The sequence below is a fragment of the Pedobacter jamesrossensis genome (assembly GCF_042650905.1).
In the GTDB taxonomy this organism is placed as follows: Bacteria; Bacteroidota; Bacteroidia; order Sphingobacteriales; family Sphingobacteriaceae; genus Pedobacter; species Pedobacter jamesrossensis.
On record NZ_JBHSBY010000025.1, the window covers coordinates 21,832 to 43,464 of the forward strand.

The following is a 21,633-nucleotide window of genomic DNA, read 5'->3' on the forward strand; positions in this document are numbered from 1 at the left end:
TTGCCAATTTGCCTGTAATCCTATTCTTGTCTTAGCGTGTCGCTAAGACACTCAAGTACATTTAAAATAGTAGGACGACCCCTGCGACTAGATTGGATTTTTCGCTATTTTAAGTTTGCTTGTAGCTCCCCTTCAGGGGGCTGGGGAGTTATACGGCAACTATTCCTTTAATATGTGGATGTGCCTCGTAATTCTCCAATGTAAAATCTTCAAATTTAAAATCAAAAATGCTTTTCACATCAGGATTAATTTTCATGGTAGGCAATGGTTTCGGTTCCCTGCTTAGTTGAAGATTAGCTTGCTCAATATGATTGTTATATAAATGCGCATCGCCTAAAGTGTGAACAAAATCGCCAGCCTCTAAACCACAAACTTGTGCAACCATCATCGTTAATAAAGCATAAGATGCAATGTTAAAAGGTACGCCCAGAAAAATATCAGCACTGCGTTGATATAATTGTAAGCTGAGCCTACCTTTTGTTTCCCCTTTCAGGGGATTAGGGGGTGCTACGTAAAATTGGAAAAAGGCATGACAAGGAGGTAGTGCCATATTTTCAATTTCTGCAACATTCCATGCCGAAACAATAATTCTACGCGAATCAGGGTTGTTTTTTATGGTATTAATAATGTTTGTAATCTGGTCGATGTGCTGCCCATCTGGCGTCGGCCAGCTTCTCCATTGCGAACCGTAAACAGGGCCAAGGTTTCCATCTTCATCTGCCCATTCATCCCAAATACGAACGCCATTATCTTTTAGGTATTTAATGTTGGTATCGCCAGTTAAAAACCAGATTAATTCGTGTATAATCGATTTTAAATGCAGTTTCTTCGTAGTAACCATCGGAAAACCTTCCTGCAAGTTAAAACGCATTTGATAGCCAAAAACGCTAATGGTTCCGGTTCCTGTGCGGTCGTGTTTTTGTGCGCCGTTATCCAGCACATGCTGCATTAAATCTAAATATTGTTTCATACTGGTTTGATAATTTACAAATATCTAAAATTAATCAAGCCGAATAGTCATAAGTTTTCTACAATTCTCTTTTTTAAACATTTTGTATGTTTGCAGTATACCGCAGTAGATAGAAAGGGAATCTTGATGCTCAAGACTAAATACTCGATACTCAAAAATAAAATGCTATCCTTTCCAAACGCAAAAATAAATTTAGGTTTAAACATCACCGAAAAGCGGGCAGATGGTTATCATAACCTGGAAACTGTTTTTTATCCAATCAACATAAAAGATACTGTAGAAATAATTGATGCAGAGGAAACTTCTTGTAAAATATATGGGATAGATATTCCTGGTGATGCTAACGATAATCTCTGTCTAAAGGCTTATCAATTAATAAAAGCCGATTTTGAAATCCCGGCACAACAGATTAATTTATTAAAAAATATTCCGGTTGGTGCAGGCTTAGGCGGTGGTTCGGCAGATTGTGCTTTTGTAATCAAATTAATTAACGAAAAGTTTGGTTTAGGTTTGTCGGTCGGCCAGATGGAAAGTTATGCCCGTAAACTTGGTGCCGATTGTGCTTTTTTTATCGAAAATAAGCCCGTTTATGCATTTAATAAGGGCGATGAATTTGAGAAATGCGAAGTTGATTTGTCAGCTTGGTTTAAAGTTTTGGTAAAACCACCTGTACATGTTAGCACTGCCGACGCTTATGCTTTGGTAAAACCTCAAAAACCTTTGCAATCGTTAAAAGAAATCATACATTTGTCGCCAACAACATGGAAGAATAAGGTTATCAACGATTTCGAGCAATCGGTATTCGCAAAGTATCCCCAAATTCATCAAATAAAAACCAGTTTATATGATGCAGGCGCAACATTCGCTTTAATGAGTGGTAGCGGTTCGTCGGTTTTTGCAATTTTTAACGAACCCGTTAAGCTGCCCGAACTGGAAAAAGACAATTTAGTTTATTACAATATTTAAAAGAGCTGAAAGGTTAAAAGCAGAAAGACTAAAGCAAATTGCGTCTTGATACTTGATACTAATTACTCGAATACTAACAACATGAATATAAATCTCATCCGCAAGAGCGGGAAATTTAATTTTGAGGCCGAAAACGAAAGTGGTTTTACGGTAGAATTAGATGCAAAAGCTGCTATTGGTGGCGAGGGTAAAGGTTTTAGACCTATGGAAATGCTTTTGGTTGGATTAGGTGGTTGCAGCGGAATTGATATGGTTAACGTACTAACGAAACAGAAAGAACCGCTTGATGATATTAAAATTGCCATTAACGCGACACGTAAAGAAGAAGAGATGCCCCCAATTTTTGATGAAATTGAGATTCACTTCGATTTATATGGTGATTTAAGTGCAGCAAAAGTAGAACGTGCTTTATCTATGACTTTCGAAAAATATTGCTCTGTTTCGAATATTTTAGGCCGCTCCGCAAAAATTAACTTTACTTACAAAATAAATAGCAACGCTCAAGTATAAGGTAGCGAGTCTAAGTACCAACAAAAGTGCGTTTTAAGACCCACTCCAGTTTTGATACTTAATACTCAAATCTTGATACTAAAGTCTTGATACCTGATACTAAAATCTTGATACTTTAAAATGAAATCCGAAAATTTTGAAACCATAGCTATACGCACTCAAACCGAACGTAGCTTGCATAAAGAACATTCCGCACCAATTTACTTAACATCCAGTTATAAGTTTGATGATGCAGAAGAAATGCGGGCTTTGTTTGCCAACGAAAAAGAAGGGAATGTTTATAGCCGTTATTCAAATCCAAATACATCAGAATTTATAGAAAAAATGTGCCTTTTGGAAGGTGCAGAAGATGGTTTTGCTACCGCAACAGGTATGGCTGCCATTTTTACTACCTTTGGTGCTTTCTTAAAAGCTGGCGACCATATCGTTTCTAGTCGCTCGGTTTTTGGTTCTACCCACCAATTATTAACCAATGTATTTTCTAAATGGGGCGTAACTTTCGATTACGCAGATTTAGATAAACCACAAGATTGGGAAGGCTTGATTAAGCCTAACACAAAAATGATTTTCGTAGAAACCCCGTCAAATCCGGGTATCGATATTATTGACTTAGAATTTTTAGGCAATTTAGCTAAAAAACACAATCAGCTTTTGGTTGTTGATAACTGCTTTGCAACTCCATATTTGCAGCAACCGATAAAATTAGGTGCCCACATTTCTATCCATTCGGCTACAAAATACATCGATGGACAAGGACGCGTATTAGGCGGAATTATTTTAGGGACAAAAGAGTTGATTACCGAAGTTGTGAATTTTGCCCGCCACAGCGGGCCAGCTTTATCGCCATTTAGTGCCTGGATTTTATCTAAAAGCTTAGAAACTTTAGCTATACGTATGGATCGCCATTGCGAAAATGCATTAAAAGTTGCTGAATATTTAGAGAAACACCCGAAAATTAAATTGGTAAAATATCCGTTTTTACCATCGCACCCTCAGTATGAGATTGCTAAAAAGCAAATGAAACAAGGTGGTGGTATTGTTACCATTGTTGTTGATGGCGGGATTGATGCCGCCCGAAATTTTATGGACAAACTAGAAATGTTCTCTATTTCTGCAAATCTGGCAGATACCCGTTCCATTGCAACACATCCTGCAACAAGTACGCACAGCAAGCTTACAGAAGAGCAGCGTAATGAAGTCGGAATTGAGCAGGGTTCAATCCGTTTATCAATCGGTTTAGAGCATATTAATGATATTTTAGCTGATATAGAGCAAGCGCTAGCTTAATTACGATTTTAGATTTACGATTTTTGAATAGCAAAACTTGCGGGGCATCAGTTATGAAGCCCCGCTTTGTTTTTCAGGATTTTCTACCCCTTGCCTTATAGCCAGTTCCCGATGTTAGGAAAGACTTTACCCGAAATCTTGCCTATACTTCTACCTTAAACCAAGGTTTGTGATTAATTTAATTGCTTATTACATTACTTACCCTACATCAATGCACAGGTGCTAAACCTGCAGTAAATTTGTATCATAAATAAGAAAGGAAATTTATGTCACAGTTTATTTTGCACAAAGAAAACACCAGAGGCCATGCAAATCATGGTTGGTTAAATGCTCACCACTCGTTCAGTTTTGCTAATTATTACAATCCTGACAGAATGCACTTTGGCGTTTTAAGAGTTTTAAATGATGACTTGATTGATGGTGGAATGGGCTTTGGAGCACATCCACATGATAACATGGAAATTATTACAATTCCATTAGCAGGTGCAATTGCCCACAAAGATAGTATGGGGAATTCTGCTGTAATAAATGCTGGAGAAATTCAGGTAATGAGCGCTGGTACAGGAGTTAGTCATAGCGAATTTAATGCTTTGGCCGATGTTCAGTTGAATTTATTGCAAATTTGGTTATTCCCAAACAAAAAGAATGTTACACCAAGATATGACCAAAGAGCTTTAGATGTTGCTGCCCGCCACAATAACTTTCAGCAGATTTTATCGCCAAATGCTGATGATGATAATGTATGGATTCATCAGGATGCCTGGTTTTCTTTAGGGAAATTCGATGCTGATTTTGAAACAGAATATAAAATCAAAAAAGCAGGTAACGGTGTTTATGCTTTTGTTATCAGTGGAGAAGTAACTATTAACGGCCAAGCATTAAGTACAAGAGATGCCATTGGTATTTGGGATACAGATAGCATCAGCTTTAAAGCAAATTCTGCAGATGCAGAGGTTCTGTTAATGGATGTTCCGATGGAATTGAATTAATTAATTTTGTTTTTTACCAAACCTCGTAGGTTTTTAAAACCTACGAGGTTTATTAGTTTTTGATATTATGCAAACTACCATCCTTTATATTGGCCGAGATACAGAAATTACTGCGGTGATGAATCGCTTGCTTAATGCCAGACCCGAATGGAAAGGCATTTGCGTATGTACAGATGATGAAGCAATTTCCATTTTTAAAGAACAAAGCATTGACTTGGTTTTGCTTGGTAATGGTATAGACCCAGAATGTGAAGAGGCTTTAAGAGCAAAATTATTAGCAATTAAACCTGAAGTTAAAATTATTCAACACTATGGAGGGGGAAGCGGCCTTTTGTATGGCGAAATAATGACTGCCCTAAATTCGTGAAAATTTTCAAGTTCAAATTAAAAACGCAGGTTTATTAAAAGTATTCAAAGGCTTTTTAAGCTAACCAATATTTTTAGGCGTCTTGTCTCAAATAGTGTGTTTTGCCGAAGTTTTTAAACGGGATTGAAGCGATATCCTATTTTGCTATAATCCTGAGCGTAGTCGAAGGATAGCAAAAAAGATTTAGCGGAAAGCCCGACTAACAATTATCGTATTACTGCCATTGCTTTTCAGAAAAAAATAGCAGTCTAAATTTAGAAGCATAACTGAAGTCTGATTTTAACAATTATGTTATTAGCTGATGTACTCTTTATCTTCGTCGCTTAACTCTTTTTTAATCCCGTTTGGATTGTGTTTCTGAATTTCATCATCGTAATTGGTTATTGTTTTTCTAGGTCGGCCAACTATGAAACCGATTATAAAACCTATAACTACGCAAATGCCAATTACCAAAAGTTTAGATACCGCAACAGTTGTTACTAAGAAATCGAAGTCCACTGGTTCGGTGTTTACCATTAAAAATATGGTTAATAATGCTGTTAGGACGATAATGAAAATGGTTTTTCCGCTCATGGGTTAAAAGCTATAGTTAAATGAAAACTCTAATATCGGATTTTGATTGTAAATTTTGTTAACAAAAACCAATCTTGCTCCAACATCTACAACAGGTTGATAGCGCAAAATGTTTAAGCTACTGTTCAATTCTATGCCATATGTTTTTGGTTCGCCAATATTTGTCTCTTTACCAATGTTTTCATAGTGGCTAAATAGACCTGCTCTAAAGTTTCGGAAATAAGCAAGTGAACCCAACTCCCAATCGGGAAATGCAAACGGGAAACGATAGTTGAGGAGCAAGCTGTTTTGCAATTTACTCTTCGCAAGGATGTTGTTGTAGCCATAAACAGTTGGGATTTCTACCGCGTATTGATTTGCTCCACTTGCTTTTTGATAATTGAAACTCGCTAAAAAAGAGTGATTCTTAGCAATTCCGGGAAAATAAAAGAAACTTTCTAAAGCAATAATTTTGCCGCCAAGATTTTTGTCGAACGGTTGATGATTGTATGTTGCTCTTAAAATTTGTGCCCATTTAGGAGCGATGTCTCTTTCAGTCGTTCTGACACTGTGATTGAAGGTCAGATTATATTCCATCGGGAATTTAAGTGAGGTTACAAAGCTTCCCGGTAAATTCTCTAGCATGTAACGCTGGGTAAAACTGGTAGCTGCATTTAATGAAAAAGAATAGTTTTGGTTTCGGGCATTAAACGAGAAAGGTAATGATGCATTAAGCTTGATAAAGTTCTCTCGCCAATCGCCTTGCTGAGTCGCGTTTTTAGCTCTGTAGAACGTTCGTTTAGGTCGGTTACGGTACGCAATACTAAAAACCGGATAAAGTGCTTTATAGCTAATGTCTGCGGTGTATTCGAAGCGCTTTAAATCGCGATGGTATTTTGCGCCTGTGTAAAAGTCCATTGTATTTAACAAATTGTTAGATTGAAGTTCTAAGCCAAAAACATATTCGTTATCGATTACTGGAATTATGCTATGAAAACTAAATAAGTTTAGTACCTGATGATAAGGTTTCGATTGGTAAGTGCTATCAGGAATATTGGTGAAAACATTACCTGTGTTTTCCTGCTTTTCAGCAGCTGTAGAAAAATCGATATACACGTTTTGACCTACAGGTTTCTCTGTAATCTTTTTCTCTGCGATTTCATAGCCGTTAATTTTATAATCATTAAAAATGATTTTTTTATCGCTTGTTTCAGTAGGGTTAAACGCCCCGTATTTTGAAGCGCTTAGCGCATTAATTTTTTTCGATTTGATATCAATGCTGTAAATATTATCGATACCATTGAAGTGTGCATTGAATACAATTTTATCACCAATAAAAATAGGTCTGTTTAATTGTTGTCTACTTCCCGAAATGAGTTTCGTTTTTTTACCGCTTTCCAATAGCCATAAACTTTTTCCTTTTTCACTAACGCCGATGTAGCTAATTCTATTTCCCGTTTTATCGAAACTTGGTGTTTGTAAAATTTCGTTCTCCGGATTCGAATAAGTTTTTAAAATTTTGCCAGTTGTTGCATCAAGCTCTACCAAATTGAATTGATTGCTCAGGTCTACTTTTGCGGCAACGATTTTCTTCCCGTCTTCAGAAAGGCTAGGGGAGAAGAGGCGACTTTTACTGCTGAGTTTCTTGAATTTTTTAGTCTTCAAATTATAGCTGCAAATTACGCTGTAGCTTCGCTGTTTATATCTCGGATCGTAGCGAATTTCGTCCCAAACAATAAGGTCTTTTTTTGAGCTAAACCAGGGCTGTTCCTGATAGCCTATTCCAAATAATCTTTGCTCCGTTTTATCTTCATTTACGATCACGAAATGCCTAGCATCTTGCTTGCTTTCTTTGAGTGCCAAAATCTGATTTTTATTTAACCGAACCGGAAGAAAATAATTCGTTACTAACCATGTTTTCTGGTTCAGGCTTTCATAGTTTTCAGGCGATAGTTTTTCTTGCTGAGCATTCCAGTTTTTAGTCAGTTTTTCTTGGGTCGAAAGGAAATAATCTTTAGTGTTTTTTCCTGTGTATTTTTTTAAGCTTTGCGAAAATGGATAAAGGCGTACGGGTCTTTTTCTGATATCTCCAAGCAAGCTGTCGGAAATGAATTGACCAAATTTTTCTTTCATGTCGGCAACCATTAAATATCCGGTTTGGTAGTAGCCTGGAGTTATATCTTTATTCGAGCCAAAATATGCTTTGCTGTAAGAAAATTTTTTCCCCTCTAAAAGTGAAGTGCGAAAAGGCATAATCCATTTTGGTTGTCGGCCTCGTCCAGATTCGGTTAAAGCAGTTTCATTCACCACCGCATCGCCCTCGAAAAACCAGGTTGGTATACCAGCGCCAAAGTAAGCGAAGTAAACCAGTTCAGGGAACGGGTGTGTTTGGATTCCTGTCAATTTGTCAAACTGTGCGATGTGTCTTAGTTCATGAACTGCAAGATTATTTAGCCAGTCTTGACTGTCGAAATATTGGGGTGGTGTTGCGTAGAATTCCGACTTCTTTGGAGCAAGCTGAACAAAGCCATTTGCTATGGTTCCACGGTTCTGTAACAGGAGAGGGATGGAGGTGTTTTGTTGCCTTAAACTAAGTCCTATTTTAGGGTAAATGAAGGGTAGGGTGTTAGCCATTCTTTGAGCGTCTTTTTCAAGTTCTTTTGGGTAGATGATTTTAAAGCCACCAGATTGAATGTAGTTCCATTTTACACTAAGTGGGTTTTGGGCAGTGCTGAAAATTTGCCCAAAAACTGATGATGAAATAAAACTTAATGTAAGTATGGTTAAGTGTCTGATAAATAGTTTTTTGTTTATGTTATTTATATTCATCTAAAATGTTTGCTAAAATATTTAGTTTTTGTTGTTTTTAAAAATTTAAAAATTGTGAATATTTAATTTATCTAAATATATTTAATTATCTGATTTTTAATTTTATATGTATTTTATTTAATTCTATATTTCTTGAGGATTATTAAGTTTTTTAATCTTTTAAATTGCCTTTTTTAGCTTTGAAAAGCAATTTTGATAACCCCTTAGATAAGGCTCTTAATTTACACTTATTAATCGATTTTCTTCGAAATTTTTTATTCCAATTTTTAGTTTTGGTTATGGATTTCCATATTTTTTTTTGTTGTTTCTGACTAAAATTGAAGTAAAAAATATTGTGGCTTTTGCTTTTCGAGCGCTCGTTTTCACCTTAAGTTTTGCCTCTCGGCTAATCTATTTTAAGACCTGATATTTGCCTGGTTTTTTTACTTTTTTTAGTACGGTTTGCTAGGATTTAATTCAGATTTTTGAGTTTTTTTGATTGTTGTATTTCGCTTTTCAAAACTGATGAGCTTATCATCGTGATTTTAAAAACTGACTAAATGTCGCTTAATTTTGTTGGGATACTTTAATGAATAGTATAGAGTTGTTAACTATTTTTTAGATATTATCTCATTGAAATTTAACATTCTGTAAGAAGATTTGTAGATTGTTTTTGCTAAAATTAAAAGCTCTTATCTTTAAAATTTGGCTTAATTTTAAGGTAAATTAAAGGCTAAATTTAACGCTGGATGTATACGAAAACTTAAAATTTCACCCTTTATTGAGCCTGTTTTTGGCTTTGTAACTTGATTTCTCTGCAATATTTGCTTTCTTCAATCATTTTCTTCAAATTTTTAATACTTCCTCTTTTTGGTGTTTAAATATTTGATTGTCAGTGTTTTATTCTTTGTTTTATTTCGAAAGAGAAAATATAATGAACTTAGAGGGTTGGATAGATAATTCATCATTATCCTTTGATAATTGGTCTGTTTTTACTCCGAATTTGTTTAAATAAACTTCATCTTAAACCACATTTTATTAAGCAACTTGGTGATGTTTTTTTTAAATACTAATTGATGTGAGCTTGTTGTTCTGAGAGATTCGCTGGCTTTTTTAACTTGCGATTTTATCATTTTAAAGCTTCTGATTTAGTATCTGCAAGAACGAATTAAAATGATTTTAGCGTAGCAAAAACTAGTTGGCGCTTTGAGTTATTTATCTAATGAAAATAGGGTGATTTAAGTGTTTTAATGTGAGAAATAAACACCAGAAGATTATAGCTTATCTTTCTTGTTTTTGTAAATTGGATAAAGAAATATAGAAGCCAAAATTATGATAGCTCCGATGTAAAATCCAGCTGTCATTTGTTCTTTATCCTTAAAGAAAATGAAGGCTAATATGATGCCATAAACAGGCTCCAGATTAGTTACTAAAGATACCCGAAATGCCGATAAAGTTCGCATCACTGATACGCCTGCAACATAAGCTACAGATGTGCAAAATGTGCCTAAAATTACAATGTAAAACCAGTCTTTTGTGCTTAGGTTAAAGTGCGTGTTTAAAAGCGATCCATCGTATAAGCGATACAAAGTTATCCAGAATAGTCCGCCAACAAGTTCATAAAAACCTATAATAGAGGGTTCACTTTTTTGAACTAATGTAGAGTTAATAGTAGAAAATAAACTCGATGCCACGGCTGCTGATAAACCAAAAATTATCCCTAAAGTATATTGACTTTCGAATTTGAAAATCATATATATGCCCAGAATAATTAATAAGCCGACTAATATATCACCCATTTGTATGGGCTGTTTTTTAATCAAGGGTTCTAAAATTGCAGTAAATAAAGTGAAAGATGAAAGGCAAACTAAGGTTACAGAAACTGTAGAAACTTTAATTGCATGGAAGAAAAATATCCAATGAATGGCAACAATTCCTCCTGTTAAAAAGAATTGTATAAACTGCTTTTTAGTAATTTTTATATTCTTTTTGGTAAGTAAAAACCACGCAAAAAGGGTTGATGTAGCAATTAAAACGCGGTACCAAACCATAGGCACGGCATCAATAGAAATTACTTTCCCAAGTACGCCTGTAAAGCCCCAAACAAAAACAGTAAGATGAAGAATAAGGAGATTTTTTTTGTTGGCTTCCATGTTATTTTGGTGCACGTTTTAATAAGTACAAACCAAGCAAACCAAACACTATAGTTGGGGAAAGTACGGCGATGAATGGAGGTAATCCACCTTTGGTAGAAAACATTTGGGTAAACTGGTTAAATACAATATAAGCGAAGCTTAAGAAGATACCGATTCCCAAAGAAACACCTACGCCCCCACGAACTTTACGCGAAGATAAGGCTACACCAATGAGCGTTAGTACGAAAGCAGATAGCGGTTGTATATAACGTTTATATTGCTCAAACATTAGGTCGTTCATAATGCCTGTTCCGCGAGTTCTTTCTTTACGTATTTTCTCTGCTAATTCCGATGTTGAAAGGTTTTGTACAACATTATCGTAGGCAGAAAAATCATCCGGACGCATATCTAATATTGTATCCTTCAACTTTCCATTTCCGTAAATCATGCTTTCTTTTAAGCCATCAATTTTTCTTATTGAGTAATTGCTTAACTGCCATTTACGTTTGGTAGAATCCCATTTAATATTATCAGCAACTATCTTTTTTACCAAAACATCGCCATTAAAATTATCCAAAGAGAAACGGTAACCGTAATTGGTTTTGTTATCAAAGCTTTGAATATAGATGTAGGTTTTGTCATCCAGTTTCATGTGGATGTTTGATTTTGTTGAAGGGTCGTTTCGTTTAACGTAAGTGTTTTCGAAACTATTTTTTAGCGTATTAGTGTATGGTAGTACGTATAAATTTGAAGCTAAATTTGCTGAAAATATAATGCTTGCAGATACAAAATATGGAAAAAGAAACCTGTTAAAACTTACTCCTCCGCTTAAAATGGGAACAATTTCTGTTTGATCGGCCATTTTTGCCGTAAAAAATATTACTGCAATAAAGTTAATTAATGGCGAAAGCATGTTAATATAAAATGGAATTGAGCCGGCATAATATTTAGTTAATACGCCCCAGAAACTTAATCCACTTTTTAAAAAATCATCAAGCTTTTCAGATAAATCGAATACAACAATGATAATTACGAAAATTGCCAGGGTATAAATAAATGTACCCAGGTATTTGCCAATAATATAGCGGTCGATAATTTTTATGTTGCCCTTAATTAAATTCATTTTATAGCTTATTGCCCAGTACTTTAACCATTTGGTTTTTCCACTCGTAAAACTCTCCGCTAATTATTTTTTCTCTAGCCTGATTAACCAACCAAAGATAAAAGTGCAGGTTATGCAAGGTAGCAATTTGTGCGCCAAGCATTTCTTTGCTGTGAACCAAATGCCTAAGATAAGCCTTGCTTGTTACTAAATCGACATGTAGATCACTATCGGACTCTATTGGAGAAAAATCGTTCTCCCATTTTTTATTTCTGATGTTTATGATGCCATTTTTAGTGAATAGCATACCATTACGAGCATTTCTGGTTGGCATTACACAATCGAACATATCAACACCTAAGGCTATATTTTCCAATAAGTTAATTGGTGTGCCAACGCCCATTAAATAACGTGGTTTATCATAAGGTAATATGTCGCAAACAACTTCTGTCATTGCATACATTTCTTCGGCAGGTTCGCCAACTGATAGGCCGCCAATTGCGTTGCCTTCGCGACCCATACTTGCGATAAATTCTGCAGATTTAATTCTCAAATCTTTATAAACAGAACCTTGTACAATAGGAAATAAGGTTTGATCGAAACCATATTTTGGTTGCGTATTGTCAAAATGAGCGCAACAGCGTTTCAGCCAGCGATGTGTCATCTTTACCGATTCAGCTGCATAGGTATAGTCGCAAGGATAAGGCGTGCATTCATCAAAAGCCATTATAATATCGGCACCAATGGTTCGCTGAATATCCATTGCATACTCTGGCGTAAAAAGATGTTTAGAGCCATCAATATGAGAACGAAAGGTTACACCTTCTTCTTTTATTTTACGAACTTTACTTAAAGAATAAACCTGATAACCACCACTATCTGTTAAAATTGGCCGGTCCCAGCCAATAAATTTATGCAAGCCACCAGCTTTTTCTAAGGTTTCTAATCCTGGTCTTAAATATAAATGATAGGTATTACCTAAAATTATTTGAGCATTAATGTCTTGTTTTAACTCCCGTTGATGAACAGCTTTAACTGTTCCGGCGGTACCAACAGGCATAAAAATAGGTGTTTGTATTTCGCCATGGGCTGTTGTAACTGTGCCCGCTCTGGCTTTAGAAAGCGGGTCGTTAGCCTGTAAAGTAAATTTCATATGGTGTTTTTCTCGTCACAAAAATCAGCCAAAAATAAGAAAATAAGAGGGTATATTTTTGTTTAATTTTTTATCAACATAAAAGTGTATTACAGATTAAAAATGAGAAATTTGCGCCTGTTTATTTTAATGCTGTGATATTAACTATACCCGAAATTTCAATTCTTTCTGCTTTATTGCTCTGCCTATTAATTCAGCTCTATTATGTGCTTTTTGTGCATTTAAAACTAGCTCGGGTTCGTGTTGAGGAAATACCTGAAATTGCAAAATCGCCTTTAAGTGTAATTATTTGCGCTCGCAATGAAATTGCTAATCTCGAAAAATATTTGCCAAGCATTTTAAATCAGAATTATCCAGATTTTGATGTTGTAGTTGTAAACGATCGCTCCTGGGATGGTACAGAGGAGTTTCTAGAGCAATTGGAAAAGCAATATGACAGATTGAAAGTTGTTAAAATTTTAGATAACGATAAATTTATTGCTGGGAAAAAGTTCGCTGTAACTATGGGTATTAAAGCTGCTAAGCACGATTGGTTAGTTTTTACTGATGCAGATTGCATACCTGAAAGTGATAATTGGCTAATGGATATGCAGCAGCCAGCTGATGAAAATGTTGAAATAGTTTTGGGTTTTTCTCCTTATTTAAAGAAACGGAGTTTACTGAATGCACTAATTCGTTTCGAGACATTCTTTACTGCTGTTAACTATCTTTCTTTTGCTTTGAAAGGAATGCCCTACATGGGCGTTGGTAGAAATATGGCTTACAAAAAATCATTGTTTTTTAAGAATAAAGGTTTTGCGGCACACATGCATATCCCTTCGGGTGATGATGATTTGTTCGTAAATGCACATGCTAATAAGTACAACACAGAGATTAGGATAAACAAAGAAAGTCATGTTTGGAGTGAGCCAAACAGCAATTGGGCAGGATATTTAAGACAGAAAAAGCGTCATTTTGGAGCGGGTAAATTTTATAAAGCAAAACATAAATTTATTTTGAGTTTACAAATTATTGCCCAATTCTTATTTTATGCTGTATTTGCAGGATGTATGTTTTTTAGTAACGAAACACTTTATATCGCTACAGGGATTCTTGGATTTAGCATCCTTATCAGGAGCTTGATTTACCCAAAATTATTGAACCGCTTAAATTATAGAGATTTACGTTGGTGGTTCCCGATATTAGATATACTTTTGTTCTTCTTTTTAACCTTAAATGGATTATTATCTATGTTTGGTAAAAAGAAAGTTAATTGGAAATAAATAAAAAAGCCTTTATTGGGCTCTATTCATATTATGCTTGAAGTTAAACCAGACCTAATTCTTAAATATTTTAATAACCTTACTGAAAAGCAAATTGCTCAGTTTTCGCAGCTTTTCGAATTATACAGTTATTGGAATGCTCAAATCAATGTAATTTCAAGAAAAGATATTGAAGAATTATATGAACGCCACGTTTTGCATTCAATCGGAATTGCAAAGGTTTGTACTTTTAAAGCAGGTGAAAGTGTTTTAGATGTTGGTACTGGTGGTGGTTTTCCAGGTATTCCATTAGCAATTTTATTTCCAGACACTCAATTTCATTTGGTGGATTCTATCGGAAAAAAAATAAAAGTTGTTAAAGAAGTTGCTTCTGCATTAGGTTTAGAAAATGTAAAGGCTGACCATTTAAGAGCAGAACAACTTAAAGATAAGTATAATTTTATCGTATCAAGGGCAGTTACCCGTTTAGGTGAATTCTATCCCTGGATTCAAGGTAAGTTCAAAAAGGAGTCTATAAATGCTATTCCGAACGGAATTCTTTATTTAAAAGGCGGCGATTTAACCGAGGAGATTAAGGAATCAAAACTGAAAGCAGAATTATATCCGCTTTCAGAATATTTTGAGGAAGATTTTTTTGAGACTAAATACGTGGTTTACGTGCCTCAGTAGTTATTGAGGTCCCTCAATAATTTCACCATAAATCACATCATCCTTTCCCAGCTTCTTTTTCTGTGCAGGTTCTACCGGTGGAGGTGGTGGCGGTGGAGCAATCTTTATATCTAGTTTTTGCACTTTAGGAGATTTAGGTTCAACTGGTGGTGGTGGCGGAGCAAGTTTCACACCTTTTACTTTAGATTTTTGCCCTGGAGCAGGAGGAGGTGGTGGTGGATTTTGCCCGTTTTTTAAACCATTTAGTTTTTTACTTCTAGGTGCTTCAATTGGAGGAGGTGGTGGTGTATACTTTCCACCTTTCATTTTTTTTATTTGCTTAACAGGCTCAGCTATAACAATTTCTTTAGCCTTGGCTCTTTTTACAGTATCCTGTGGTGCAGAAATATTTTTCGCACTTTTTGGATATAAATCGACCACTCCGTAATCTTTTGTAAAGGCCATAGTTGAGATACAAAGCATCCCGGCAAGCACAGGAAGTACCAATAACAATCTGAGCCTAGCCCATTTTGCAGATTTTTTTTGATTTAACATGTTTATTCTTCTTTTTAAAATGGATGAATTAAATATTTGGTTAGTTAATTGAACTTTGACATCACCACAAGAATTTTGAATCAGAAACATGGCGTACTCATATTTTCCTATTTCGATGTTAGTTGTTTCTTCATCAGCTAGATATTCGTGTAAGAGTTTAATGTCGTTTTTTAAAAGATAAGTTATTGGATTAAACCAGCTAAAACTTCTTAATAGTTCAAAAAAGAGTACATCATAGCTATGTTTTTGATTAATATGAACCATTTCATGTCTTAGAATGGTTGCTTTTTGAGGTAATTCTGGGTCGATAAAAAGCATGTTAAAGAAAGAAAATGCAGTTTTAGTATTTGCTAGTTCGACTATTGTAATACCGTTTTCGACAATTTTATTGGGTTTTTTAAGTAAGTTGATGACACGCATAAATCCCCAAATTACTTTTGAAATGAACACTATCGCAACAATTGAATAAAAAAACAGGATAGTATTTTCGGTAGTTAATAGAGGTTTGCCTTGCTCAATTTCTTGGTAAATAATATTTTCTGAAAGATTTATTGATTTTAATAAAAAGCCTAATTGGAAGAAAGGAAGAATGAACGCAGTAAAAGAACTTATAAGTAAAAAATATCTGTTTAGGGTGTAGAAAGTTTCTTTATGCAAAAACATTCTATAAAATCCGTAGAATAAAATTAAATACAGATTCGCTTCGAGTAAATAATATAGCCAGCTCATTATTTATCTTTTTTAAGTTTTTCAGCAAGTTGAATTAGCTCGTTAAGCTCATCATCACTCATGATTTTATCTTTTACCAGAAAAGAAACTAAGCTTTCGTAAGAGTTTTCGAAGTAATTATTCATTACCTTATCTAAGGCAAATCGTTTATAATCAGCTTCTTTAATAATAGGAAAGTAGATATAAGTATTCCCAATAGCTTTATGATCCACAAATCCTTTGCCCTCTAAAACTCTAATTACGGTAGAAACCGTATTATAAGCCGGTTTTGGCTCATTCATCTTCTCGATAACATCTTTGACTAATGCTTCTTCCATTTCCCAAAGGATAAGCATGATTTGTTCTTCCGCTTTTGTTAGTTCTTTTATCATTGTAACTATTTTTGTAGTTTGATTAATTGAAGTTACTACTATAAAAATAGTTTACAAACTATTTTTATAGTTTTATTTTTAAGTAATTGATTTTCAGACTATTAATTTAATATTCTTAAAAATTTTAGCACAAAAAAAACTGCTCGATAGGAGCAGCTTTAAATTATTTTGTGTTAAACCTTAAAATTTCTTTTGAGGATTATCCATCATTATCATTTTATCTTTTAATGATTGTTGTAAAGCACTTTGATTATCAATGCTTTTAACAACATCTAAAACTGCGTTCGCCGCATTACTAAAAAATTGTTTTGTAATGGTTTGATATTCGTCTGTTGCTTTGTGGTAATCTTTATGGTCTTCTACACCAAAATATAAAAACGGAATGTTTTTAGCATTAAATGCACCCTGGTCGCTTTGGTTTGTCCAGTCATCATGGCCAAGTTTAGGGTCATCATGTCCTAAAATAACTTTTATATCTTTTCTGGTTGTATCTATATGTTTCTTTAATGCTGGATATTTAAATGTTCCACAAACATAAAGTTCGCCTTTATCGCTGTGGCTAATCATATCCATATTCAAATCAACAGCAATTGTATTTATTGGTACTGGTGGATTGGCTACGAATGCTTTAGCGCCTTGTAGTCCCATTTCTTCTGCATCAAAGGCGGCGAAAATAATGGTATTTGTTGGTTTGTTTTTAGCGAAGTAGGCCGCTATTTTTAGCAAACCTGCAGTCCCTGATGCATTATCATCAGCTCCGTTAAAAACTTCATCTTTAACAACACCCAAGTGGTCGTAGTGAGCAGAAACCACAATAACATTTGAAGTTTTACCAGGAACATAGCCAATTACATTAGTGCCATTTACCTTTGCACCGCCTCTTGAATTGAACGTAAACTCTTGAGCATAATTAACATTTTGAGGATAAGATTTCAAGCCTAATTTTTGAAATCTTGCTATAATGTAAGCCCGAGCCATTTCTGCACCTTTTGTGCCTGTTTTTCTACCTTGATAAGCATCAGATGATAAAACTTCAACATCTTTTAATAGTTGAGTGTCTAATTTTCCGGTTTCTGTCGAAGTTTGGTTTTTTACTGATGAACAGCAGCTTAGCATGATAGCTAAGGGTATGATATATAGGATTTTCATTTTTTATTTCTTTTCGTCATTGCAAGGCATGAAGCAATCTTAATGCGCTGGGTTTAAATTTTATTAAAGATATTAATTATTGGGGTATTGTAGGTGAAACGTTGTAAATGGTTACTGTATTGCGTTAATAAACCTGATTGGAACGAACACAGAGTGCAACGAAGTAAAGTGGAAAGCAGGACTGAGGTCCGCCAAATAGGATAACTTTCATTTCCAAATTATTTATCTAATGAGATTGCTTCCTCGGCTGAAGAGGCCTCCTAACAAAAACGGAACTTGCAATTTCGTTTTAGTCTTTCTTCTTTCAGCTTTGATCTTTAACTTAAGCTGCAACCTCCCTTAAATCCACAGCTACAACCCTCGAAACACCTTGCTCTACCATGGTTACTCCGTAAATAATATCGGTACTGGCAATGGTGCGCTTATTATGCGATACGATGATAAACTGCGATTGATTGGAGAATTTGCGGATAATATTGTTGAATTTATCAATGTTCGTATCATCTAATGGGGCGTCAACCTCATCGAAAATACAAAATGGCGCAGGTTTTAATAAGTAGAGCGAAAATAGGAGTGCAGTTGCGGTAAGGGTTTTTTCACCACCCGACAACTGGTTTATAGATAACGGTCTTTTACCTTTAGGTCGGGCAATGATATCAATATCAGCCTCCAAAGGGTTATTAATATCAGATAAAATCAAATCACAGCTATCTTCTTCATTAAAAAGCGAACGGAAAACGACGATGAAATGTTCTCGTGCTTGCGTAAAAGCCTGCATAAATTTTTCCTTTGCCGTATCATCAATCTCTTTAATAGTTTGTAAAAGATCGGCTTTAGCAGCGTTGAGGTCTTTTTTCTGATTTTGGATAAAAACATAACGTTCTTCCATTTCTTTAAAAGCCTCCATTGCCATAGAATTAATGGCGCCAAACTCATCGAGTTGTCGTTTCATTTTTTCTACTTTTTGGCGAATTTCGAACTCACTTTCTAAAGCCTCGGTTTCGGTTTCAGTTTCTAAAAGGTCGTTAATATCGATGTTAAACTCGACAGCTAAACGCTCTTTCAGCGAGTTCAAATCGATTTTTAATGCATTCTTTTTATCTTTGATTTCTGTTAAAAGGAAATCAGTTTCTTCGCGGATTTTTCTGGTATTAGTTAAATCATTTTCAATTTCGTTGATATTGCCTTTGCTATCGAAATACTCTTTTTCAGCTTCAGCAAGTCCTTTTTCCATATCTTCACGCTGTTGATACATTTCTAAAAGCGTATCGTCGCTTAAATCGGTATGCTGTAAAGTAGCTGTAATTTGCGCTAAAGTGTCTTGAAATTCCTTATCGTTTTCTGCGATTCTTTTGTTCAAAGCCTCTTCCTGTACAAAGCGATAATCTAAATCCTTTTCTAAGCCAGATAGTTTATTCTGTTGTTGATGAAAGCGAATATTATCCTGATTGTATTTTCCTGCGCTATCGTTAACCTGATCTGCAATTTCCTGATAGTTTAATTGCTGTTCTTGAAGATTAATGTGGTCTTGCTGTTGTTTTTTCTGCAATTCTACCAATGCCGGCAACTTTTCAGACAGTGATTTTTCAATCGAAACAATTTTTTGCGCAATATCAGTTTTTCGGTTTTCGCTGTTGGTAATAAATTCCTGGTACTGATCTCGACGTGTTTGAACAGAAATTTGCTCATTACTTAATCGATTCAATTCCTGCTGAAAGGTATTAATTTGATTAATTTTTGACGATTCTTTTAAATTAAAAATATTGTCTGTTTCAGCGATTATTGCCGAATTATATTGGTTTATCAGCGATTCTGATTGCTTGATTTCTTTGGCTAAATTCTCTAAATTTTTAGCACGACCAATTCTTTTACCTTCAAATAAACCAACAGAACCACCCGCTAAAGTGAATTTTGTCTGTGCATATTTTCCGTTTTTAGCAAGAATAGTGATGCTTTCAGTAGGCGTTTCTTTGAAAAGATTTTCCTGCTCAGCAATTGCGATATACACATTTTGTAACAGCAAATTACAAAGATGCTGATATTTCTTATCGACTTCGGTGACCGATAGTGCAGAAATTAAACCATCAAAACTGCCGGCAACGGTATTCTTATCAGGTACATTTTCTAGAATAAAAAAGTTTGCCCGACCGCGACTTGCGTCTGTTAAAAGGTTAATCGCCTGAACCGCATCCGCATATTTATCAACCACATAATGATTCATTACCGGTTCCAGGTAATTTTCTATCGCAATGCGATAATTTTCATCACAAAACAAAATATCAGAAAGGAGCAGGGCATTTTTTGCGAAAGCATTATTCTTTTTAAGGAAACGAATGGATTCCGGAAAGCCCTCCAAACTATCTACAAGCGATTTTGTAAGATTATACTCGTTTTGTTTGGCGTCTTTTTTTCGATTTTCTACAGTAAGTTTTTCCTTATTCGAGCTTAAATTGACTTCGGCAACAGCAAGTTTCTCTTTTAAAATTTCTTCTGCTTCTTTAAGCTGATTTATATTTGTTTGTTTCTCCAAAATCTGAATATCAAGCTCGGCCAAAGCATGGTCGAAAGCTTTTAACTCTGAGGTTTTAGTTTCCGTATCATCAACATTTCTATTGGTTTCCTGTACTAAAGCATCTTTTTGGATGTTCAGAATATCAATTTCCTTTTGTGATTGATAAACCTGATTTTGTAGATCATTTACCGATTTTATCAAGTTATCTATCCTGTTTTTTTCAGTTTGTTGCTGCTCTCTTAAAGTATCAAGTGTCGATTTTAAAGTTTTTAAATCAGATTCTAATCGATTAAAAACTTCAGTTTCTGTAACTATTTCTTCGTTTAAACGCTTGATATTATACTTTATATGATTAACCTGATTTTTATCTTTCTCCAGCTCGCTAGCCAAACGCGATTCTTTTTCTTGTAAAAAACGCATTTGTTCGTTTTTTACCTTTTTCTCGCTTTCGTAAGCACGAATTTTTGAAACCAGTTCGTTCGTTGCTTTTTGTTGTACCGAAAGGTTTTTTTCCTGATTAATGCTTCCCAATTTCAGCTTTTGCAAAACCGCCTCTTGGGTATCAATATTCTTACTTAACTCCGTTCGATTAATTTGCTGATTTTGCTCTTGAGTTTCTAAAGCACTTAAATCTATACGGAAAAAGGCAATTCTATGGGTGGCCAATTGAACGCTCAACTCACGGTATTGTTCTTTTAGTTTATAATAACGCTCAGCTTTTCTCGCCTGACTTTCTAAAGTTTTTAAATTCTTTTCAATCTCAAAAAGTAAATCCTCCACTCGTTCTAAATCAGTTTCAGTATCTTTTAACTTATTAAAAGTTTGTTTTTTACGGAGTTTGTACTTAGAAATTCCCGATGCTTCTTCAAATAAAGAGCGGCGACTATGTTCTTTATTGGTAATGATTTGATCAACCATTTTCAGCTCGATAATCGAATAACTATCCGAGCCAATTCCGGTATCTAAAAATAAATCGGTGATGTCTTTTAAACGGCATTGCACATCGTTTAAACGATATTCGCTATCTCCATTCCGGTATAATTTTCGTGTAACGGTTATTTGCGAGTAAGCTGTAGGAAGAATATTTTTAGTATTGTCAAAACTTAAAGAAACCTCTGCCAGTTGTGCTTGTTTTCGGTTTTTAGTGCCATTGAAGATGATGTTTTCCATCTTTTCAGAGCGCAAAGCTTTTGTACTTTGTTCGCCCAAAACCCAGCGCATGGCATCAATAACATTCGATTTTCCGCAACCATTAGGACCAACAATAGCGGTAACTCCCTCATTAAAATTGATGGTCACTTTGTCGCCAAAGCTCTTAAATCCTTTAATTTCTAATCTAGTAAGTTGCATGGTTTGTGGATGGAGAACCGAACCCAATAATAAGGATTATTTTGTGGTTTTTCAAATGCCTCACCTATTGAAAGGAAGAAATTTGGCAGGTGATGTAACTTCCCTCTCCAAAGGCTAATCCTTACACACATTTATCATTAAATAAATAAGATGTAACACACTGAATATCAACCATATACGGATTATTTTTCGTATTTTTAACCATGTTAAATCATTGT

The 21,633-nt window shown here is 34.9% G+C and carries 17 protein-coding genes; 7 read left to right on the forward strand and 10 right to left on the reverse strand.

Features of this window, described 5'->3' with window-relative positions:
- Positions 1–148: 148 nt before the first annotated feature.
- Positions 149–970, reverse strand: a complete 822-nt coding sequence (locus ACFOUY_RS04255) for a thymidylate synthase (RefSeq protein ID WP_378959215.1) — start codon at positions 968–970, stop codon at positions 149–151.
- Between the two features lie 162 nt (positions 971–1,132).
- Between ACFOUY_RS04255 and ispE the strand changes: the two genes are divergently transcribed.
- The 5 genes from ispE to ACFOUY_RS04280 all read left to right on the forward strand — a co-directional run bounded on the left by ispE (position 1,133) and on the right by ACFOUY_RS04280 (position 5,089).
- A complete protein-coding gene (gene ispE, locus ACFOUY_RS04260; protein ID WP_378959232.1) occupies positions 1,133–1,936 on the forward strand; it encodes a 4-(cytidine 5'-diphospho)-2-C-methyl-D-erythritol kinase in 804 nt (267 codons plus the stop codon).
- An 81-nt stretch (positions 1,937–2,017) separates the two neighbouring features.
- Positions 2,018–2,446, forward strand: a complete 429-nt coding sequence (locus ACFOUY_RS04265) for an OsmC family protein (protein ID WP_378959216.1) — start codon at positions 2,018–2,020, stop codon at positions 2,444–2,446.
- A 120-nt stretch (positions 2,447–2,566) separates the two neighbouring features.
- Positions 2,567–3,733 (forward strand): trans-sulfuration enzyme family protein, encoded by a 1,167-nt coding sequence (locus tag ACFOUY_RS04270; RefSeq protein ID WP_378959217.1) that lies wholly within the window; start codon positions 2,567–2,569, stop codon positions 3,731–3,733.
- Positions 3,734–3,999: 266 nt separating this feature from the next.
- On the forward strand, positions 4,000–4,722 hold the full coding sequence (locus tag ACFOUY_RS04275) for a pirin family protein (protein ID WP_378959218.1): 723 nt from the start codon (positions 4,000–4,002) through the stop codon (positions 4,720–4,722).
- 67 nt (positions 4,723–4,789) lie between these two features.
- Positions 4,790–5,089, forward strand: a complete 300-nt coding sequence (locus ACFOUY_RS04280; RefSeq protein WP_378959219.1) for a response regulator — start codon at positions 4,790–4,792, stop codon at positions 5,087–5,089.
- Between the two features lie 294 nt (positions 5,090–5,383).
- Here the strand turns inward: ACFOUY_RS04280 and ACFOUY_RS04285 are convergent, their stop codons facing one another.
- The 5 genes from ACFOUY_RS04285 to tgt all read right to left on the reverse strand — a co-directional run bounded on the left by ACFOUY_RS04285 (position 5,384) and on the right by tgt (position 12,839).
- Entirely contained in the window at positions 5,384–5,662 is a 279-nt protein-coding gene (locus tag ACFOUY_RS04285; protein WP_378959220.1) for a lipopolysaccharide assembly protein LapA domain-containing protein, read from the reverse strand.
- Positions 5,663–5,665: 3 nt separating this feature from the next.
- The gene (locus ACFOUY_RS04290) at positions 5,666–8,470 is read right to left on the reverse strand and encodes a TolB-like translocation protein (protein ID WP_378959221.1); all 2,805 of its coding nucleotides are present in this window, start codon (positions 8,468–8,470) and stop codon (positions 5,666–5,668) included.
- Positions 8,471–9,723: 1,253 nt separating this feature from the next.
- Entirely contained in the window at positions 9,724–10,602 is an 879-nt protein-coding gene (locus ACFOUY_RS04295) for a DMT family transporter (RefSeq protein WP_378959222.1), read from the reverse strand.
- Position 10,603: 1 nt separating this feature from the next.
- Complete coding sequence (locus tag ACFOUY_RS04300) at positions 10,604–11,707, reverse strand: LptF/LptG family permease (protein ID WP_378959223.1); 1,104 nt, start codon at positions 11,705–11,707, stop codon at positions 10,604–10,606.
- A 1-nt stretch (position 11,708) separates the two neighbouring features.
- Complete coding sequence (gene tgt, locus ACFOUY_RS04305) at positions 11,709–12,839, reverse strand: tRNA guanosine(34) transglycosylase Tgt (RefSeq protein WP_378959225.1); 1,131 nt, start codon at positions 12,837–12,839, stop codon at positions 11,709–11,711.
- A gap of 134 nt (positions 12,840–12,973) precedes the next feature.
- Here tgt and ACFOUY_RS04310 point away from each other — a divergent pair, with 134 nt between their 5' ends.
- Entirely contained in the window at positions 12,974–14,101 is a 1,128-nt protein-coding gene (locus tag ACFOUY_RS04310) for a glycosyltransferase (protein WP_378959226.1), read from the forward strand.
- Between the two features lie 33 nt (positions 14,102–14,134).
- Positions 14,135–14,770, forward strand: a complete 636-nt coding sequence (gene rsmG, locus ACFOUY_RS04315; RefSeq protein WP_378959227.1) for a 16S rRNA (guanine(527)-N(7))-methyltransferase RsmG — start codon at positions 14,135–14,137, stop codon at positions 14,768–14,770.
- Here rsmG and ACFOUY_RS04320 read toward each other — a convergent pair whose 3' ends face one another.
- The 4 genes from ACFOUY_RS04320 to smc form a co-directional block, all read right to left on the reverse strand.
- Positions 14,771–16,033 carry a M56 family metallopeptidase gene (locus tag ACFOUY_RS04320; protein WP_378959228.1) on the reverse strand — a complete coding sequence of 421 codons (1,263 nt, stop codon included), beginning with the start codon at positions 16,031–16,033 and terminating at the stop codon, positions 14,771–14,773.
- Positions 16,033–16,404: a BlaI/MecI/CopY family transcriptional regulator gene (locus ACFOUY_RS04325; RefSeq protein WP_378959229.1), complete on the reverse strand. Its 372-nt coding sequence runs from the start codon at positions 16,402–16,404 to the stop codon at positions 16,033–16,035. The genes ACFOUY_RS04320 and ACFOUY_RS04325 overlap by 1 nt, the downstream gene beginning before the upstream one ends.
- 180 nt (positions 16,405–16,584) lie before the next feature.
- The gene (locus ACFOUY_RS04330) at positions 16,585–17,553 is read right to left on the reverse strand and encodes a M28 family peptidase (RefSeq protein ID WP_378959230.1); all 969 of its coding nucleotides are present in this window, start codon (positions 17,551–17,553) and stop codon (positions 16,585–16,587) included.
- Between the two features lie 322 nt (positions 17,554–17,875).
- On the reverse strand, positions 17,876–21,415 hold the full coding sequence (gene smc / locus ACFOUY_RS04335) for a chromosome segregation protein SMC (RefSeq protein ID WP_378959231.1): 3,540 nt from the start codon (positions 21,413–21,415) through the stop codon (positions 17,876–17,878).
- Between the last annotated feature and the right edge of the window lie 218 nt (positions 21,416–21,633).

What these genes read in the sequence shown, in the direction of transcription:
- ACFOUY_RS04255 (WP_378959215.1), bottom strand. Translation starts at nt 970, where the DNA reads ATGAAACAATATTTAGATTTAATGCAGCATGTGCTGGATAACGGCGCA.
- ispE (WP_378959232.1), top strand. Translation starts at nt 1,133, where the DNA reads ATGCTATCCTTTCCAAACGCAAAAATAAATTTAGGTTTAAACATCACC.
- ACFOUY_RS04265 (WP_378959216.1), top strand. Translation starts at nt 2,018, where the DNA reads ATGAATATAAATCTCATCCGCAAGAGCGGGAAATTTAATTTTGAGGCC.
- ACFOUY_RS04270 (WP_378959217.1), top strand. Translation starts at nt 2,567, where the DNA reads ATGAAATCCGAAAATTTTGAAACCATAGCTATACGCACTCAAACCGAA.
- ACFOUY_RS04275 (WP_378959218.1), top strand. Translation starts at nt 4,000, where the DNA reads ATGTCACAGTTTATTTTGCACAAAGAAAACACCAGAGGCCATGCAAAT.
- ACFOUY_RS04280 (WP_378959219.1), top strand. Translation starts at nt 4,790, where the DNA reads ATGCAAACTACCATCCTTTATATTGGCCGAGATACAGAAATTACTGCG.
- ACFOUY_RS04285 (WP_378959220.1), bottom strand. Translation starts at nt 5,662, where the DNA reads ATGAGCGGAAAAACCATTTTCATTATCGTCCTAACAGCATTATTAACC.
- ACFOUY_RS04290 (WP_378959221.1), bottom strand. Translation starts at nt 8,470, where the DNA reads ATGAATATAAATAACATAAACAAAAAACTATTTATCAGACACTTAACC.
- ACFOUY_RS04295 (WP_378959222.1), bottom strand. Translation starts at nt 10,602, where the DNA reads ATGGAAGCCAACAAAAAAAATCTCCTTATTCTTCATCTTACTGTTTTT.
- ACFOUY_RS04300 (WP_378959223.1), bottom strand. Translation starts at nt 11,707, where the DNA reads ATGAATTTAATTAAGGGCAACATAAAAATTATCGACCGCTATATTATT.
- tgt (WP_378959225.1), bottom strand. Translation starts at nt 12,839, where the DNA reads ATGAAATTTACTTTACAGGCTAACGACCCGCTTTCTAAAGCCAGAGCG.
- rsmG (WP_378959227.1), top strand. Translation starts at nt 14,135, where the DNA reads ATGCTTGAAGTTAAACCAGACCTAATTCTTAAATATTTTAATAACCTT.
- ACFOUY_RS04320 (WP_378959228.1), bottom strand. Translation starts at nt 16,033, where the DNA reads ATGAGCTGGCTATATTATTTACTCGAAGCGAATCTGTATTTAATTTTA.
- ACFOUY_RS04325 (WP_378959229.1), bottom strand. Translation starts at nt 16,404, where the DNA reads ATGATAAAAGAACTAACAAAAGCGGAAGAACAAATCATGCTTATCCTT.
- ACFOUY_RS04330 (WP_378959230.1), bottom strand. Translation starts at nt 17,553, where the DNA reads ATGAAAATCCTATATATCATACCCTTAGCTATCATGCTAAGCTGCTGT.
- smc (WP_378959231.1), bottom strand. Translation starts at nt 21,415, where the DNA reads ATGCAACTTACTAGATTAGAAATTAAAGGATTTAAGAGCTTTGGCGAC.